Origin of the sequence: Bacillus sp. XT-2 (assembly GCF_025696525.1) — a bacterium.
Lineage (GTDB): Bacteria > Bacillota > Bacilli > Bacillales > Bacillaceae > Bacillus > Bacillus halotolerans.
This window is the reverse complement of the sequence record NZ_JAHVOC010000010.1, coordinates 154,890-170,569: the sequence shown is the minus strand read 5'-3', so window position 1 is coordinate 170,569 and position 15,680 is coordinate 154,890. Positions and strand designations below refer to the sequence as shown.

Annotated in this window: 16 protein-coding genes; 14 read left to right on the top strand and 2 right to left on the bottom strand. The window is 46.3% G+C overall.

Features of this window, described 5'->3' with window-relative positions:
• Positions 1 to 74 precede the first annotated feature (74 nt).
• Positions 75 to 467, top strand: a complete 393-nt coding sequence (locus KXD37_RS21760) for a 3-hydroxyacyl-ACP dehydratase FabZ family protein (RefSeq protein ID WP_106020996.1) — start codon at positions 75 to 77, stop codon at positions 465 to 467.
• Between the two features lie 35 nt (positions 468 to 502).
• Here KXD37_RS21760 and KXD37_RS21755 read toward each other — a convergent pair whose 3' ends face one another.
• Positions 503 to 667: a hypothetical protein gene (locus KXD37_RS21755; RefSeq protein ID WP_024120240.1), complete on the bottom strand. Its 165-nt coding sequence runs from the start codon at positions 665 to 667 to the stop codon at positions 503 to 505.
• A gap of 131 nt (positions 668 to 798) precedes the next feature.
• On the opposite strand from KXD37_RS21755, the gene KXD37_RS21750 reads away from it, so the two are divergent.
• The 9 genes from KXD37_RS21750 to KXD37_RS21710 all read left to right on the top strand — a co-directional run bounded on the left by KXD37_RS21750 (position 799) and on the right by KXD37_RS21710 (position 8,221).
• Positions 799 to 1,548, top strand: a complete 750-nt coding sequence (locus KXD37_RS21750) for a Cof-type HAD-IIB family hydrolase (RefSeq protein ID WP_024120241.1) — start codon at positions 799 to 801, stop codon at positions 1,546 to 1,548.
• Positions 1,549 to 1,755: 207 nt separating this feature from the next.
• Positions 1,756 to 2,523 (top strand): 5-oxoprolinase subunit PpxA, encoded by a 768-nt coding sequence (pxpA, locus tag KXD37_RS21745; RefSeq protein WP_127695960.1) that lies wholly within the window; start codon positions 1,756 to 1,758, stop codon positions 2,521 to 2,523.
• An 18-nt stretch (positions 2,524 to 2,541) separates the two neighbouring features.
• Positions 2,542 to 3,756 (top strand): NRAMP family divalent metal transporter, encoded by a 1,215-nt coding sequence (locus KXD37_RS21740; protein WP_105991490.1) that lies wholly within the window; start codon positions 2,542 to 2,544, stop codon positions 3,754 to 3,756.
• Positions 3,757 to 3,761: 5 nt separating this feature from the next.
• On the top strand, positions 3,762 to 4,553 hold the full coding sequence (locus tag KXD37_RS21735) for a putative hydro-lyase (protein WP_255004771.1): 792 nt from the start codon (positions 3,762 to 3,764) through the stop codon (positions 4,551 to 4,553).
• Between the two features lie 44 nt (positions 4,554 to 4,597).
• Positions 4,598 to 5,320, top strand: a complete 723-nt coding sequence (gene pxpB / locus KXD37_RS21730; RefSeq protein ID WP_024120245.1) for a 5-oxoprolinase subunit PxpB — start codon at positions 4,598 to 4,600, stop codon at positions 5,318 to 5,320.
• A gap of 2 nt (positions 5,321 to 5,322) precedes the next feature.
• On the top strand, positions 5,323 to 6,330 hold the full coding sequence (locus KXD37_RS21725; protein WP_106021118.1) for a biotin-dependent carboxyltransferase family protein: 1,008 nt from the start codon (positions 5,323 to 5,325) through the stop codon (positions 6,328 to 6,330).
• Between the two features lie 16 nt (positions 6,331 to 6,346).
• On the top strand, positions 6,347 to 7,099 hold the full coding sequence (locus KXD37_RS21720) for an IclR family transcriptional regulator (protein ID WP_101864002.1): 753 nt from the start codon (positions 6,347 to 6,349) through the stop codon (positions 7,097 to 7,099).
• 63 nt (positions 7,100 to 7,162) lie between these two features.
• Positions 7,163 to 7,804 carry a GDSL-type esterase/lipase family protein gene (locus KXD37_RS21715; RefSeq protein ID WP_106020990.1) on the top strand — a complete coding sequence of 214 codons (642 nt, stop codon included), beginning with the start codon at positions 7,163 to 7,165 and terminating at the stop codon, positions 7,802 to 7,804.
• A gap of 171 nt (positions 7,805 to 7,975) precedes the next feature.
• Positions 7,976 to 8,221 carry a YczI family protein gene (locus KXD37_RS21710; protein ID WP_010333057.1) on the top strand — a complete coding sequence of 82 codons (246 nt, stop codon included), beginning with the start codon at positions 7,976 to 7,978 and terminating at the stop codon, positions 8,219 to 8,221.
• A 2-nt stretch (positions 8,222 to 8,223) separates the two neighbouring features.
• Here the strand turns inward: KXD37_RS21710 and KXD37_RS21705 are convergent, their stop codons facing one another.
• Complete coding sequence (locus KXD37_RS21705; RefSeq protein WP_024120249.1) at positions 8,224 to 8,514, bottom strand: antibiotic biosynthesis monooxygenase family protein; 291 nt, start codon at positions 8,512 to 8,514, stop codon at positions 8,224 to 8,226.
• Between the two features lie 150 nt (positions 8,515 to 8,664).
• Between KXD37_RS21705 and KXD37_RS21700 the strand changes: the two genes are divergently transcribed.
• The 4 genes from KXD37_RS21700 (at position 8,665) to KXD37_RS21685 (ending at position 15,668) form a co-directional block, all read left to right on the top strand.
• The gene (locus tag KXD37_RS21700) at positions 8,665 to 10,671 is read left to right on the top strand and encodes a penicillin-binding transpeptidase domain-containing protein (protein ID WP_254518047.1); all 2,007 of its coding nucleotides are present in this window, start codon (positions 8,665 to 8,667) and stop codon (positions 10,669 to 10,671) included.
• A gap of 97 nt (positions 10,672 to 10,768) precedes the next feature.
• Positions 10,769 to 11,671: an aldo/keto reductase family oxidoreductase gene (locus KXD37_RS21695; RefSeq protein ID WP_095714100.1), complete on the top strand. Its 903-nt coding sequence runs from the start codon at positions 10,769 to 10,771 to the stop codon at positions 11,669 to 11,671.
• Positions 11,672 to 11,861: 190 nt separating this feature from the next.
• Positions 11,862 to 13,946, top strand: a complete 2,085-nt coding sequence (locus KXD37_RS21690) for a BglG family transcription antiterminator (RefSeq protein WP_106020988.1) — start codon at positions 11,862 to 11,864, stop codon at positions 13,944 to 13,946.
• Positions 13,947 to 14,156: 210 nt separating this feature from the next.
• The gene (locus KXD37_RS21685; RefSeq protein WP_106020986.1) at positions 14,157 to 15,668 is read left to right on the top strand and encodes a class I adenylate-forming enzyme family protein; all 1,512 of its coding nucleotides are present in this window, start codon (positions 14,157 to 14,159) and stop codon (positions 15,666 to 15,668) included.
• The last annotated feature ends 12 nt before the right edge of the window (positions 15,669 to 15,680 follow it).

Below are 15,680 nucleotides of genomic sequence, written 5' to 3'. Positions count from 1 at the left end.
TTTGTATTTTTTCCATTATATCCTATCGTTCAGCTTTAGGCTGATATATAATGGTCAAAAAAAGGAGAAATAGAATGAACTTATTATCTTTGCCTCACCGCTACCCATTTTTATTGATTGACGGCGTGACGGAAAGCGAGCCCGGCAAGCATGCAGCTGCTTATAAGCTGGTAAGTGAGAACGACTGGTTTATCACTGACACGCAAACAGAAATGCCGTTTTCACTTGTGATTGAAGCACTTGCGCAAACCGCGGCTTTTACAGGAATTACAGATGAAAACAGCTTGGGCTTATTGTCTTCCGTGAAGAAAGCGGAAAAGCTGGGCGCGGCCATACCCGGTGACCGGCTTGATCTTACGTTTGAAGTCACGCGCAACCGGCGCGGGTTTGTGTTTGGACATGCCAAGGCGTCAGTGGGCGGGCAGCCTGTTGCTGAAGCGGAAATCGGCATCTATATTGAAAAATGAAAAAAACCCTTCACTACGATTTGTGAGGGGTTCTATTATTTCGTATCGTAATCCCGTTCGCTTTGTGAGTCATCTCGTTGCTGCCGCTTTTGTTTTTCATCATTCATGTTTTCCTTCAGCTCTTCATTCGGTATCGGATCGGTCAAGTCATTATGTTCGGGGTTTTCATTAGGGCGGTTCTGCTGTTTTCTCTCTTTCATGTTTTATCACCTCACCATTTGTTTTCCTCTAATGCCTCCACTTGAAACATGTGAAATGGCTGTTTTGTTCCGCTGGGTATAATGTATTAGAATAGAACCAGAACAACTAAAAGATAAAGAGAGGTACATATATGTCTGTTCAAAGAGAAGATGTGAATATCAAGCTGATTGCTATTGATATGGACGGAACACTGCTGAATGACGAGCAGCTGATTTCAGACGAAAACCGCAACGCGATTCGTGAGGCGGAGGATAAAGGCGTTTACGTGGTCATCAGTACGGGCCGGACGCTGATGACGTGCCGGGAGCTGGCTGAGTCGCTGAAGCTGTCGTCTTTTTTAATCACGGCTAACGGCAGCGAAATCTGGGACTCGAATTTTAATTTAGTGGAACGCAAGCTGCTCCACACGGATCACATCAAAATGATGTGGGATTTGCGGAATAAGCACAACACTAATTTCTGGGCTTCAACTGTTAACAAAGTGTGGAGAGGCGAGTTCCCGGAAAACATCACTGATCATGAATGGCTTAAATTCGGATTTGACATAGAGGATGACGACATCCGAAACGAAGTGCTGGCGGAGCTCAGAAAAAATAAAGAGCTCGAAATCACAAACTCAAGCCCGACAAACATCGAGGTCAACGCGCTCGGCATCAACAAAGCCGCAGCCCTTGCGAAGGTTTCTGAAAAACTCGGCTTTACGATGGAAAATGTCATGGCGATGGGCGACAGCCTGAATGATATCGCGATGATCAAAGAAGCCGGACTGGGCGTAGCGATGGGCAATGCCCAAGACGTCGTGAAGGAAACGGCTGATTGGATCACTGATACAAATATAGAAGATGGCGTCGCTAAAGCGATACGTCATTGGGTACTATAAGAAAAGAGTCCTGAGATAAGGACTCTTTTCTTTTTTTTTATCAGGGAGATTTTCTTCTAGGACCATGGTAGGTTTTCTAACAAAGTTATTTCACAAACTGATATGATTGAATATAATGAAATAAAGTTCAAAAATTCGGAATAGTTGTTCCGAATTTCGGAACAATAAAATACATAAAGCAATCGTTTGCTTGGCAGGAGGGATTCTGTGTTTCAAGTTGATTTAAATTGTGATTTAGGGGAAAGCTTCGGAGCCTATACGATAGGTCTTGATCAAGATATTTTAGAGTTTGTTACTTCAGCGAATGTCGCATGCGGATTTCATGCAGGGGATCCAAGTGTCATGCGGAAAACAGTTGCCCTTGCTGCTGAAAAAGGCGTGAAAATCGGCGCTCACCCGGGACTCCCGGATTTGCTCGGCTTCGGCCGCCGAAATATGGCGATTTCTCCAGAGGAAGCATATGATCTTGTGGTTTATCAAATTGGCGCCTTGTCAGGGTTTTTAAAAGCGGAAGGACTTCACATGCAGCACGTCAAGCCGCACGGCGCTTTGTACAATATGGCCGCAGTCGATCAGAAGCTATCGGACGCCATTGCAAAAGCTGTCTGCAAGGTAGATCCAGGACTGATTCTTTTCGGCCTTGCTGAGAGCGAGCTTGTAAAAGCGGGAGAACGGATCGGGCTTCAAACAGCAAGTGAAGTGTTCGCCGACAGAACATACCAAGCGGACGGGACGCTCACGCCGCGCTCCCAGCCGGACGCACTCATTGAAAGCGATGATGCCGCCGTCACTCAGGTGATCAAAATGGTGAAAGAAGGGACGGTCAAATCTCAGCAAGGACATGATGTGTCATTAAAAGCAGATACAGTTTGCATTCATGGAGATGGAGCCCACGCGCTGACGTTTGCGCAAAAAATACGAAAAGAGCTTAAAGCGGCCGGAATCGAAGTGACTGCTATTTCAGCGCAGGAGTAATCAGAAGGAGGAAAATAGATGGAGCAGCAGAAAAAAACAGCAGGGAAAAAAACGGGCAGCTGGTCATTGCTGATGGGGGCCGCCTTCTTAATGGCGACATCAGCAATCGGCCCGGGATTCCTGACACAAACCGCAACATTCACAAACACACTCGCAGCAAGCTTCGGTTTTGTTATTTTCATTTCTATTATTTTGGATATCTTCGCTCAAACCAACGTATGGCGCATCATTGCGGTCTCAGGAAAAAGGGGCCAGGAGATTGCGAATATGGTGCTTCCCGGACTGGGATATTTTATCGCCATTCTCGTCGTGCTTGGCGGACTTGCCTTTAATATCGGGAATATCGGAGGGGCTGGGCTCGGACTTCAAGTCTTGTTCGGTATTACACCAGAAACAGGCGCCTTAATCAGCGCCGTCATCGCCATTCTGATTTTTGTCATCAAGGAAGCAGGAAAAGCGATGGACCGTTTTACGCAAATCGCGGGTTTTGTCATGATTATTTTAACTGTCTTTGTTGCGGTCACCACAGCGCCGCCGGTCGGACAGGCTGTGGCTAACACGTTTGTCCCTGAACATATCAGTATATTTGCAATTGTCACATTAGTCGGCGGAACCGTCGGGGGATATATCACATTTGCCGGCGGACATCGTTTGCTTGATGCAGGGATTAAAGGCAAGGAATCCATCCCCCAGGTGACAAAAAGCTCAGTTATTGGCATTTTAATTACATCCATCATGCGGATCGCCCTTTTCTTAGCTGTGCTCGGCGTTGTTTCAAAAGGCCTGCACATTGATGAAAGTAACCCGGCGGCCTCTGTGTTCCAGCTGGCAGCGGGAAATGTCGGTTATAAAATTTTCGGATTGATAATGTGGTCAGCGGCCATTACGTCTGTTATCGGAGCCGCTTATACATCTGTTTCGTTTTTTAAAACCTTTTCTCCAAAAATTGAAAAGAATTCACGCGGCATTATTATCGGATTTATTGTCGTTTCTACATTAGCCTTCGTCACCATCGGACAGCCGGCAAAAATTCTCGTGCTTGTCGGATCTCTGAACGGTTTGATTCTGCCGATTGCGCTTGGAACGCTGCTTATTGCCGCATATAAGAAAAACATTGTCGGTGATTATAAGCATCCGCTTTGGCTGACAGGCTCAGGTGCGCTGGTTGTCATCGTCATGGCGATTATGGGCGTCTACACGTTATTTACACAACTTCCTCAATTGTGGAGCTGATAAGAGTGGATCATTTGAACAAGATGGCGCCAAGAGATGTGCGCGCGCTTATACGAGAGGGGAAAATAAACGGGCCGACCGCCGGAATGTCCGGCGGCTATGCTCAAGCGAACCTTGTGATTTTGAAAAAAGATCTGGCATTTGACTTTCTGCTGTTTTGCCAGCGGAATCCAAAACCCTGTCCGGTGCTGGATGTGACGGAATCCGGTTCGCCTGTGCCGTCGCTTGCAGCGCCAGATGCGGATATCAGAACGGATTTTCCAAAATACCGTGTATACAGGCACGGTGTTTTGACAGATGAGGTATCTGATATTACGCCATACTGGGAGGACGATTTTGTCGGCTTTCTGATCGGATGCAGTTTCTCTTTTGAACAAGCGCTGATCAATCATGGAATACCCGTCAGACATATCGACGAGGGGACGAACGTTCCAATGTACAAAACGAATATAGATTGTGTTCCGGCGGGGCCGTTTCATGGACAGATGGTTGTCAGTATGAGACCGGTTCCTGAACGGCTCGCTGTACGCGCCGCACAGGTGACCTCGCGTTTTCCGGCTGTGCACGGAGGACCGATTCATATCGGCAATCCAAAAGCGATCGGCATACAGGATTTGAGCAATCCAGATTTCGGAGATGCCGTTTCTGTTCGTGAAGGCGAGGTTCCTCTATTTTGGGCATGCGGGGTAACTCCGCAAGCTGTGGCTATGAATGTAAAACCTGAAATGGTCATCACACATGCGCCGGGGCATATGCTCATCACAGATATTCGAGACGAGTCGCTTGCGGTGCTGTAACCTCTCGTCCTCCTGATGAACGAGAAATAAACGAGGTGAGAAAGATGACTGAACGATTACAAATCGAACAGCTCGGTGATTCTGCAATGATGATCCGATTTGGAGAAGAAATAAGCGAGCAAGTAAACGGTCTTGTCCATGCCGCTGCCGCTTATATAGAAGAACAGCCGTTTCCGGGATTCATTGAATGTATCCCGGCTTTTACGAGTCTTACCGTATTTTATGATATGTATGAAGTGTATAAGCATTTGCCTCAAGGCATCAGCTCGCCTTTTGAGAAGGTGAAACGCGATGTTCATGAGCGGCTCGGAGAATTAACGGCTGATTATGAAAGCAGCCGCCGCATCGTTGAAATTCCCGTCTGCTATGGCGGTGAATTCGGGCCTGATTTAGAAGAGGTGGCGAAGATCAATCATCTCACACCCGAAGAGGTCATTGAGATTCATACAGGCGGTGAATATGTGGTGTATATGCTGGGCTTTGCACCGGGGTTTCCTTTCTTAGGCGGGATGTCCAAACGCATTGCAGCTCCAAGGAAATCATCGCCAAGACCATCGATTCCCGCCGGTTCAGTCGGAATTGCGGGACTGCAAACAGGCGTTTATCCGATTTCGACACCGGGCGGCTGGCAGCTGATCGGCAAAACACCGCTGGCTCTATTCCGGCCGCAGGAAAACCCGCCAACGTTATTAAGAGCAGGAGATATTGTTACATTTGTCCGCATCTCAGAGGATGACTATCACGCCTATAAGGAGGAGTCCAATTGAGCATGAAAGTGTTAAAGCCCGGACTGCTCACAACGGTTCAGGATATAGGCAGAACGGGGTATCAAAAATACGGCGTGCTGGCTAGCGGCGCCATGGACACGGTGTCGCTTCGAATCGCCAATCTGCTGATCGGAAACAGCGAAAAAGAAGCAGGCCTTGAAATTACGCTGATGGGTCCCGGCCCGTCGCTTTATGTGTCAGAACCAATGCTGATTGCCGTAACAGGAGCGGACTTTACCCTGCGTGTGAATGATGAGGAAGCGCCTCTTTGGAAACCTGTGCTCGTTAAGGGAAACAGCACGGTCACCTTCGGCCCCTGCAAACTCGGCAGCCGTGCTTATGTAGCGACAGCCGGCGGCTTCAATGTACCTGCTGTCATGGAAAGCAAAAGCACGTATGTCAGAGCGGGAATCGGCGGATTTCGCGGAAGAGCGCTTCAGAAGGAAGATGAACTGCCGATTGGTGAAATGTCATTTCTTTCGAAAACCATCGTTTCCCGCTTGAGCCAACACCTTGGCCAGCGAGGATTTGCAGCGCCGAACTGGTCAGTCAGCCGATACAGATTTCTGCCGTTAAAAAAGAATCCGGTGATCCGAGTGCTGGAAGGAAAACAATTCTCTTTTTTCACAGAAGAATCGAAAACGCGGTTTTATGAAGAGACGTTTCGTGTCACTCCGCAGTCCGATCGGATGGGCTACAGGCTCAAAGGGGAACCGCTTGAATTGAAGGCGCCGCTTGAGATGGTGTCAGAGGCGGTTACATTTGGGACAGTTCAGGTGCCGCCTGACGGCAATCCGATTATCCTGCTTGCAGACCGGCAGACGACGGGAGGTTATCCGAGGATCGCTCACATCATTTCAGCTGATCTTCCGATTGCCTCGCAAATCATGCCGGGTGAGCACGTCCAATTTGAGCCTGTATCCCTTCAGGAAGCGGAAGCGCTTTTCATTGAACGGGAAGCGCATCTAAAAGAACTGAAAACAAGAATGAAAATGGAATGGCTGACATAACAAAGGGGATGGAATGATGCAGAATAAAAACAAAACCGTAGTGAAATCTATGGCGCTGCTCAATTTGTTTTTGCATGAACCAAGCCTTACTTTAAGCGAACTCGTTTCCCTGTCAGGAATGCCGAAAACCTCTGTTCACCGAATGGTCAGCTCACTGGAAGAAATGGGGTTCCTCAATCGAGACCCATCCGGCGTTTATACGCTGGGACTGGTGTTTTTGGAATTCGGACAGCTTGTCGCGGACAGACTCGATATCAGAAAAATAGCCAAGCCTGTGATGGAAGAGCTTTGCCGCGATGTAGATGAAGCCGTTCATTTGATCATGAGGGACGGAAATGAAGCGATCTACGTGGAGAAGATTGAAGGGACACAGACCGTTCGCCTCTACACTGCAATCGGCCGGCGTTCTCCTCTGTACGCCGGGGCATGTGCCCGGAGCATTTTGTCCTTTCTGCCCCGTGAAGAAATTGAAGCGTACATCAAACAGACAGAGCTCATTCCGATCGGTTCAGGGACCATTACAGATCCGTCAAAGCTTCTTGAGGCCATTGAGGCCTCGGTGCAAAACGGCTATACCGTCAGCTATTCAGAACTTGAAAACTATACGGCCGCTATTGGCGCGCCGATTTTTAACCATCATCACCAGGTGGCGGCCGGCATCAGTATTGCAGGGTTTGAAGCGAGATTTACAGAAGACAGGCTGCCATACTTAACGGAAAAGGTAAAACAAGCCGCTTTGCAGATTTCCAGAAAAATAGGGTATCCATAAGTAGCCGATCTTTTCTCTGCTGCGTACATTAACGTATCGACGTTCATGAGTGGAGGAAAGATCATGGTGCTTCAGTATACAGCGCTCGGAGATTCTTTAACGACGGGGAGAGGCTCTGGGCTGTTTTCTGCAGGATTTGTCCAGCGCTTCAGAGACATGATGGAAGCCGATCTGAAATCAAAAACAGCCGTATCGGTTTTCGCCAAATCCGGTCTTGATACAGAGGAAATCCTCGGGCTCCTGTCATATCCCTATGTGCAAAAACAAATTCAAGCCGCTGATATGATTACGATCACAGGGTGCGGAAATGATCTCATTGAATCTGTATTATCCTATCAATCTTCTCAGGATGAAACGATTTTCAGCCGTGCGTCCGCGCATTGTCATGAGAATTTTGAAAAGATGATTGCCCAAATCGCCAATATCAAAGGGTCAGATCCATCACCTTACGCCATCCGTGTTTTTAATTTATACAACCCGTTTCCCGGCATTGGCATTGCTGATCAATGGATTACTTCATTTAATTCGCATTTGAAAACGCTGGCAACAGCACCTCATGTTAAAATCGCTGATGTTTACAGTGTCTTTAAAGGGAAAGAGCAGGAATACCTGTCTTTCGACGGTGTCCATCCGAATAGCAGCGGCTATCAGGCAATGGCCGAAGTGCTCCGAGGAATAGGTTATCGAGAATTATCAGTTTCATAGAAAACGCGCCTGATCACTGGCGCGTTTTTTATATGAATTCAAATATTAAAAGAAACTTAAATTTCCCCGTCTCATGTTCTATATACAAAAAAAGTGCGCTAGAATAATGGAGGGCAAAGGCAAATATAGGCATAACGCTCAATATTTCGTATATAAGGAAGGATGGTCCTTTTGTTTCGCATTTTTAAAATGTCTTTTGCGGTTATCATTATCATACTGGCGCTTATCGCTTTTAACTATACGGAACACACCTCTGTTATCCAATCGGTCATGCTCGTTTTCCTGGGCGCTGTCATGTTTATTCAGGGGCTTGAAGAACGCAAAAAAGAAAACGACAGCTCAGGAGCATTTAACATCTATACTGCCGTTTTCGTTTGGTCTGTTTCTCTCATCGGTTTTACGCTTTATATGATATAAATCTATGATACATCCAGAAAATGTTCAACCGTTGGGAACGGCGTATAGAACCGGTGCAGCAAGGCTTTCCACTCTTTGTACTCGGAAGACCCGCGAAAGCCTTCAGTGTGGTCCTCAAGCGTTTCCCACTCTACGAGCAGCAGGTACTTATGTGTTTCTTCCATACATTTTGATAAAGAATGTGTGATATAGCCCTTCATTCCGGCAATGATCGGCGCCGCCAGCCGGAACGCGTCCTCAAATTCTTGTTCAAGCCCCTCTTTAATATGAAGCATAGCTGCTTCTCTGACCATGCGATCCCTTCTTTCCTCTTTTCAAATAGTTTACAGGAAACGAAAGGAGATTTCTGCAAAATCGATGAACCTTTTCCTTCATTTTCAAAAAAATCTTGCACGTACTAATTCATTTAAGAGAAAATAACAAGTGGAAGGCAGGGGAAAGTCATGTGTAAAAAGTGTATTCTACTATTATTTCTATGTATCGGGCTGATCGGATTAATCGGATGCTCCAAAACAGATTCACCAGAGGACCGAATGGAAGCATTCGTAAAACAGTGGAACGATCAGCAATTCGATGACATGTATCAAAGCCTGACCAAAGATGTAAAAAAAGAAATCTCCAAAAAGGATTTCGTCAGCAGATATAAAACCATCTATGAGCAGGCAGGCGTAAAAAATCTGAAAGTCACTGCGGGAAAAGTGGACGAGGATGATAAAGACAATAAAACGATGAAGCACATCCCATACAAAGTCAGCATGGACACAAATGCGGGCAAAGTCAGCTTTAAAAATACCGCTGTGCTGAAAAAAGAAAAAACAGATGATGAGGAGTCATGGAATATAGATTGGGACCCATCGTTTATTTTCAAGCAGCTGGCTGATGACAAAACCGTTCAAATCGCCAGCATTGAACCGAAACGCGGCCAAATCTACGATAAAAACGGGAAAGGCTTAGCCGTCAACACAGATGTTCCAGAAATCGGAATTATTCCCGGAGAACTTGGCGATAAAAAAGAGAAAGTCATAAAAGAGCTCGCGAAAAAACTGGATGTAACTGAAGATGACATCAACCAGAAGCTGAAACAAAGCTGGGTCAAAGATGATTCATTCGTGCCGGTCAAAAAAGTAAAACCGGACGAAGAAAAGTTAGTGTCTGAGGTGACGTCATTAAAAGGCGTCACAAGAACAAATGTCAGCTCGCGCTATTATCCGTATGGCGAAAAAATAGCCCATCTGACAGGCTACGTTCGCTCGATTACGGCGGAAGAACTGAAGAAAAAGAAAGACGGAACATACAGCGATACGTCAAACATCGGAATCGCAGGTCTTGAAAATGTGTATGAAGACAAGCTCAGAGGCACAACAGGATGGAAAATCTACGTTCCGCAAACCGGCGAAGTCATCGCTGAAACGAAAGCGAAAGACGGTGAGGATTTACATCTCACAATTGATATCAAAACGCAAACAAAGCTTTATGACGAGCTGAAGGATGACAGCGGGGCGGCAGTCGCACTGCAGCCGCAGACAGGTGAAACACTGGCTCTTGTCAGCGCGCCTTCTTACGATCCAAACGGATTTATCTTCGGATGGAGCGATAAAGAATGGAAAAAACTAAACGAAGACAAAAACAATCCGTTTTCGGCGAAATTCAACAAAACATATGCACCAGGATCCACGATTAAACCGATCGCTGCTGCTATCGGCCTGAAAAACGGCACGCTTAAAGCCGCAGAGAAGAAAACTATCAAAGGGAAACAGTGGCAGAAAGATTCAAGCTGGGGCGGCTATTCTGTTACACGAGTGTCTGACAGCTTAGAGCAAGTGGATTTGGAACATGCCCTGATCACGTCAGACAATATTTACTTTGCGCAAAACGCGCTTGATATGGGAGCGGACACCTTTACAAAAGGCATGAAAACATTTGGGTTTGCAGAGGATATTCCATTTGAATTCCCAGTCCAGCAATCGTCAATCGCAAACGACAAGCTTGACTCAGACATTTTGCTTGCGGATACAGGCTACGGACAGGGACAAATGCAGATGTCTCCGCTTCACCTAGCGGCAGCTTACACGCCATTTGTCGATAATGGAGACCTCGTGAAACCGACGCTTATCAAGAAAGACTCACAAACCGCTGATGTCTGGCACAAACAAGTGCTCACAAAAGAAGGAGCCGCCGATATTACAAAAGGGTTGAAAGGCGTAGTCGAAGATGAGCGCGGGTCAGCGTATCAGCCTGTCGTAAAAGGAATCACTGTGGCTGGAAAAACGGGAACAGCCGAGCTGAAAAAATCAAAGGATGATAAAGACGGCACCGAAAATGGCTGGTTCGTCGGCTATGACTATAAAAACAAAGACCTGCTTGTCGCGATGATGATTCAAAATGTTCAAGATCACGGCGGCAGCCACTACGTAGTCGAAAAAGCAAAAAAGCAATTTCAATCGAAATAAAACCTTTTTAACGGGAGTGAAAGGAATAAGGGCGTCTGAAGCCGAATGATCTAGTAAGGGGCAAAAACCCGGTTTATAAAGAAAAGAGGGATTTTGCATGCAGCGTATTCATTTGGCGGAGGATCTTCAATTTTCAAGGGTGATACACGGGCTTTGGCGTCTGAATGAATGGAACTATTCAGACGCTGAGCTGCTCAGTCTCATTGAGTGGTGTGTCGATCAAGGCATTACCACCTTTGATCATGCGGATATTTACGGGGGCTACACGTGCGAAAAAGGGTTTGGAAATGCTCTTGCTCTTTCACCCGGATTAAGGGAAAACATAGAGCTGGTCACAAAATGCGGCATCGTTCTTGAATCACCTGAACGCCCTGCTCACAGATCGCACCATTATAATACAAGCAAAACACACATTCTCGCGTCTGTTGAACAGTCGCTTTTGAATCTCAGAACGGATTATATCGATGTGCTGCTGATTCACAGACCGGACCCGCTCATGGACCCGGAAGGAGTGGCTGAGGCGTTTCATGCGCTGAAAAGCTCCGGGAAGGTCAGATATTTCGGTGTGTCGAACTTTAAAGGCCATCAATATCGGATGCTGGAATCGTATCTGCCTGAAAAGCTTGTCACCAATCAGATTGAGCTTTCCGCATATGAATTAGAAAATATTCAGGACGGCACATTGAACCTGTGTCAGGAAAAACGGATTTCTCCGATGGCCTGGTCGCCGCTTGCAGGCGGTAAAGTATTCGCCGGAAACACGGAAAAAGATCGGCGCATTCGCACGGCGCTTGAAACTGTTCAGGCTGAAATCGGTGCTGCCTCATTGGACGAGGTGATGTACGCATGGCTGTTCACGCATCCGGCCGGCATCATGCCGATTGTCGGAAGCGGAAAACGCGAGCGTATTTCCGCCGCGGTAAACGCCTTGGCGTATAAGCTTGATCAGGATCAGTGGTTCCGTATTTATACAGCCGTACAAGGCCACGATATACCATAAAGAAAAAGCATCAGCATAACGGCTGATGCTTTTTCAATATTGTCACACCGCTTAGTGCCAAATTCCCATTTATAAGTGATTGAATCCTGTTTGAAAGCGTTTTATATTAATATAGAAACCCTCTTTTTTTCCTCTTCCTATATCTCCATGCGACTTCATCCGCACATCACGAATGTCTGGAGGCCTTTTTATGTATATGACTGCAAGAGAACAAAAGCTTTTAAAGCATTTATTACTACTGAACCGATATGTAACCGTAACGGAGCTGGCTGAGCTGATGGAAGTGAGCACCAGAACCATTCACAGGGAGCTGAAATCAATCAAGCCGCTGATGGAGACTGTGGGGCTCAAGCTCGATAAACAGCCCGGCAAAGGCTTGAAGGCGGTAGGAAGTCCCGAAGATAAACAAAAGCTGCTCACCGAGCTGTCACATGAACAGCATGAATACAGCGCCGACGAACGAAAACTGCTGATTCTCTGTTCGCTATTAGAGTCCCAAGAACCGGTGAAGCTGTACACGCTCGCTCATGATCTGCAGGTCACCAATGCTACGGTCAGCTACGATTTAGATGAGCTGGAGAAATGGATTTCTCCGTTCGGGTTAACACTGATCCGAAAAAGAGGCTTTGGCATCCAGCTCATGGGGCCAGAGAACGCGAAACGAAAAATTGTCGGCAATCTGATTGTGAACCGCCTCGATATCCAAATGTTTTTGGAAGCGGTTGAATTAAACATTAAAGGAAAAGCCGATTCCTCCGAGAAGATGTTCGGGGTTGTCAGCAAAGGCGAGCTGTTAAAAATGGAGCGGATTTTATTCCAGCTGAAAGAAAAAATCGCATTTTCTCTATCTGACAGCTCCTATATAGCGCTTGTCGTTCATCTGACGTTTGCGATCGAACGCATTAAACTTGGCGAGACGATCAGCATGGAAGAGAGCGAGCTTGATGAACTCAAGAGTGCAAAAGAATACAGCTCCGCTCTGGAAATCGCGGGCGAGCTTGAACGTGCTTTCGGCGTAACGATCCCGGAAGCGGAGGTCGGCTATATTACGATCCATCTGCGAAGCGCCAACCGCAAATACAAAACAGAATACAGAGCGCAGGAAATAGAGCTTGAAACAGCCTTGCAAACAAAACGGCTGATCGCTTTTATTTCAGAAAAAATCAGAATGGATCTGACGAAAAACTACTCTTTATATGAAGGTTTGATTGCCCATTTGGAGCCGGCCATCAGCCGCATGAAAGAAAACATCGACATCTATAATCCAATGAAGGAACAGATCAAGCGCGATTATTTTCTGCTGTATATGGCGATAGAAGAGGGCGTGGAAAAATTTTTCCCGGACATGTCCTTTTCTGATGATGAAATCGCCTTTATCGTTCTTCACTTCGGTTCAGCGCTTGAAATCAAAAAAGAAGAAGCAAAAGTGAAAGCGCTTGTTGTCTGCTCAAGCGGAATCGGTTCTTCGAAAATGCTTGCTTCGAGATTGAAGAAAGAGCTGCCTGAAATTGAATCGTTTGATATGTCATCACTGATCGAGCTGAAGGACCGCGACACTCATGCCTATGATATGATTGTGTCCACTGTGCCGATCCCTTATCAAAACATCGACTATATTATGGTCAGCCCGCTTTTAAATGAGGAAGACGCAAACCAGGTGAAGCAGTATATCAAGCGGAAAATCCCGCTCATTCTTGAGAAAAAAAGAAGCCCGAAGGAAGAAACGCGGCAAGCCGACATCCCTGACATGCTGGCAGCGGCGGAAAGCGTGGGACGATACATGGCGGTGATTCAAGACGTCTTGCGCCATTTTTCACTCACTGAAATGAAAACAAAGCCGGATCACGGCATGCTGCTGTTTGAGCTTTTTCAACAGCTGAAAGAGGATGGCCTCATCCGAGATCCGAAAAAAGCGGCGGATTGCCTTGCAGAACGCGAAAAACAAGGGGGATTGGGCATACCGGGTACAAACATGGCGCTTTATCATCTCAAAAATGATCATATCGTCCTGCCTTTTTTCAAAATGTATGACCTCAGCACATCTTTTGAAGTTAATGGCATGGACGGAAATACCCTCGATATGACAAGAATTCTCGTCATGATGGCACCGGCCACATTATCAGCTGAAGGCTCAGAGATTTTGAGTGCGATCAGCTCTGCCATTATTGAAAGCGGAGAAAGCATGGCGGGCTTTCAGGAGGAAGGGGAACGAGAACTGTATCAGCGTTTAAACCGCATCTTTTTCACATGGATGAAAGAAAAAAACATCCCGTAATCACCTATTTCACACGCCAAAAAAAGGCGTGTGTTTTTGTATGGATGCAGCACAAAATAAAAAAATGCGGGACTATTTTATCATTCTGTAATGGAATAATTCCAAAATGAAATAGTTTTACAAGTTATCTTTTTTGGGTTAAAATGGGTGAGGTAAGGAAGATAATCTAACAAATTATTGAAGATTCAAGAGAATATAGGAGATGACAATATGGAAACATTACAGCATCTGATTCTGCATGACATGCCGGATAGCGAAGAAATAGAAGCTGTAAAAAGCGGAGCCCACACACTGACATATGCAGCATATCACAAACGGATCAATCAGCTGGCGAATGCTCTGCTTCAAAAAGGAATTCAAAAAGGCGACCGTGTGGCTTTACTTTGCAAAAATGGCCACCCCGCATCAACCATTATGTTTGCCGCACTTGAAATCGGGGCCGTTGTAGTGCCCGTCAGCTGGCAGCTGAAACCATACGAGATGACAGGCATTTTAAAAGCAAGTGAACCGAAAGCATTGTTTTACGGAACGGAATTTAAAGAGATAATGGATGAAGTGCTGCCTGAGCTGTCTTCTGTGCGTTTGATCATGGAAACAGGAACAGCGTATGAGACGTCTCCAGTGTTTGAAGCGCTTTTTGCAGGACCTGATCATTTACCAAAAGCAGAAACGGTTTCTCCGGATGATACAGCGCTTCTGATGTTTACGTCAGGGACAACAGGAAACCCGAAAAGATGCATGATCACCCATGGCGGTATATATAATTACGTATCAAAGTCAAATAGCTCAAGCGCACGAATGAAAAATCTGCGTTTTCTTGCGTGCCACCCGATTTATCATACAAGCGCGCTTATTTGTATCATGCTTGGAACGTTTGCGGGAACCACGTTTATTTTTACAAAGGATCAAGATCCCGTTCGTATGCTGAAGGTCATTGAAGAAGAAAAAATTCAAACGATTATGGCCCTTCCTGTGTTTTACACATATTTGCTTGAGGCGTGGGAAGAACATCAAACCGATCTGTCCTCGCTCATCATTTTGATGACAGGCGGAACAAAAGTGCCTAGCAGCCTGATTCAGCGGTATCTTGATATCGGCATCCAGCTCGCTCACGGTTATGGAAGCACAGAAGCTTGGGGAATCAGCACATGGGTTCCTGAAATGGGAATGGATAAAGCGGCCTCTGCCGGTAAACCCGTTGCTGATGTTCAAGTCAAGGTAGAAGATCCTGAGACGAGAGAAGAGCTGCCGCAAGGTGAAATCGGAGAAATCGTGGTGCACAGCCCATTCTTATTTAAAGGCTATGAGGAAAACCCTGAAGCGACAGCAAAAGTGCTGCAAAACGGCTGGTTCAGAACCGGAGATTCAGGCTACGTGGATGAGGACGGCTTTATCTTCATCACCGGACGCTACAAGGATGTCATTATTTACGGAGGCGACAATGTCTATCCTGATCAGGTTGAAGAAGTCATCCAGCAGATCCCGGGCATCCTTGAAACAGCAGTGGTCGGGATACCGGATCAGCTGTACGGAGAAAAACCAAAAGCCTTTATCGTCACTAACAGCACTCAGGAAATAACAGAAGCGGATGTCATTGCATTTTGTAAAGAACGCTTGTCCGCATACAAAATTCCTGAAATCGAATTCGTAAAGGAACTTCCGAAAAATAATCTCGGCAAAGTGAAAAAAGACGTCTTGCGCAAGCAAGCCGTACATTCATAAAAGAAAAAGCCC

What these genes read in the sequence shown, in the direction of transcription:
- KXD37_RS21760 (WP_106020996.1), top strand. Translation starts at nt 75, where the DNA reads ATGAACTTATTATCTTTGCCTCACCGCTACCCATTTTTATTGATTGAC.
- KXD37_RS21755 (WP_024120240.1), bottom strand. Translation starts at nt 667, where the DNA reads ATGAAAGAGAGAAAACAGCAGAACCGCCCTAATGAAAACCCCGAACAT.
- KXD37_RS21750 (WP_024120241.1), top strand. Translation starts at nt 799, where the DNA reads ATGTCTGTTCAAAGAGAAGATGTGAATATCAAGCTGATTGCTATTGAT.
- KXD37_RS21740 (WP_105991490.1), top strand. Translation starts at nt 2,542, where the DNA reads ATGGAGCAGCAGAAAAAAACAGCAGGGAAAAAAACGGGCAGCTGGTCA.
- pxpB (WP_024120245.1), top strand. Translation starts at nt 4,598, where the DNA reads ATGACTGAACGATTACAAATCGAACAGCTCGGTGATTCTGCAATGATG.
- KXD37_RS21725 (WP_106021118.1), top strand. Translation starts at nt 5,323, where the DNA reads ATGAAAGTGTTAAAGCCCGGACTGCTCACAACGGTTCAGGATATAGGC.
- KXD37_RS21720 (WP_101864002.1), top strand. Translation starts at nt 6,347, where the DNA reads ATGCAGAATAAAAACAAAACCGTAGTGAAATCTATGGCGCTGCTCAAT.
- KXD37_RS21715 (WP_106020990.1), top strand. Translation starts at nt 7,163, where the DNA reads ATGGTGCTTCAGTATACAGCGCTCGGAGATTCTTTAACGACGGGGAGA.
- KXD37_RS21705 (WP_024120249.1), bottom strand. Translation starts at nt 8,514, where the DNA reads ATGGTCAGAGAAGCAGCTATGCTTCATATTAAAGAGGGGCTTGAACAA.
- KXD37_RS21700 (WP_254518047.1), top strand. Translation starts at nt 8,665, where the DNA reads ATGTGTAAAAAGTGTATTCTACTATTATTTCTATGTATCGGGCTGATC.
- KXD37_RS21695 (WP_095714100.1), top strand. Translation starts at nt 10,769, where the DNA reads ATGCAGCGTATTCATTTGGCGGAGGATCTTCAATTTTCAAGGGTGATA.
- KXD37_RS21690 (WP_106020988.1), top strand. Translation starts at nt 11,862, where the DNA reads ATGTATATGACTGCAAGAGAACAAAAGCTTTTAAAGCATTTATTACTA.
- KXD37_RS21685 (WP_106020986.1), top strand. Translation starts at nt 14,157, where the DNA reads ATGGAAACATTACAGCATCTGATTCTGCATGACATGCCGGATAGCGAA.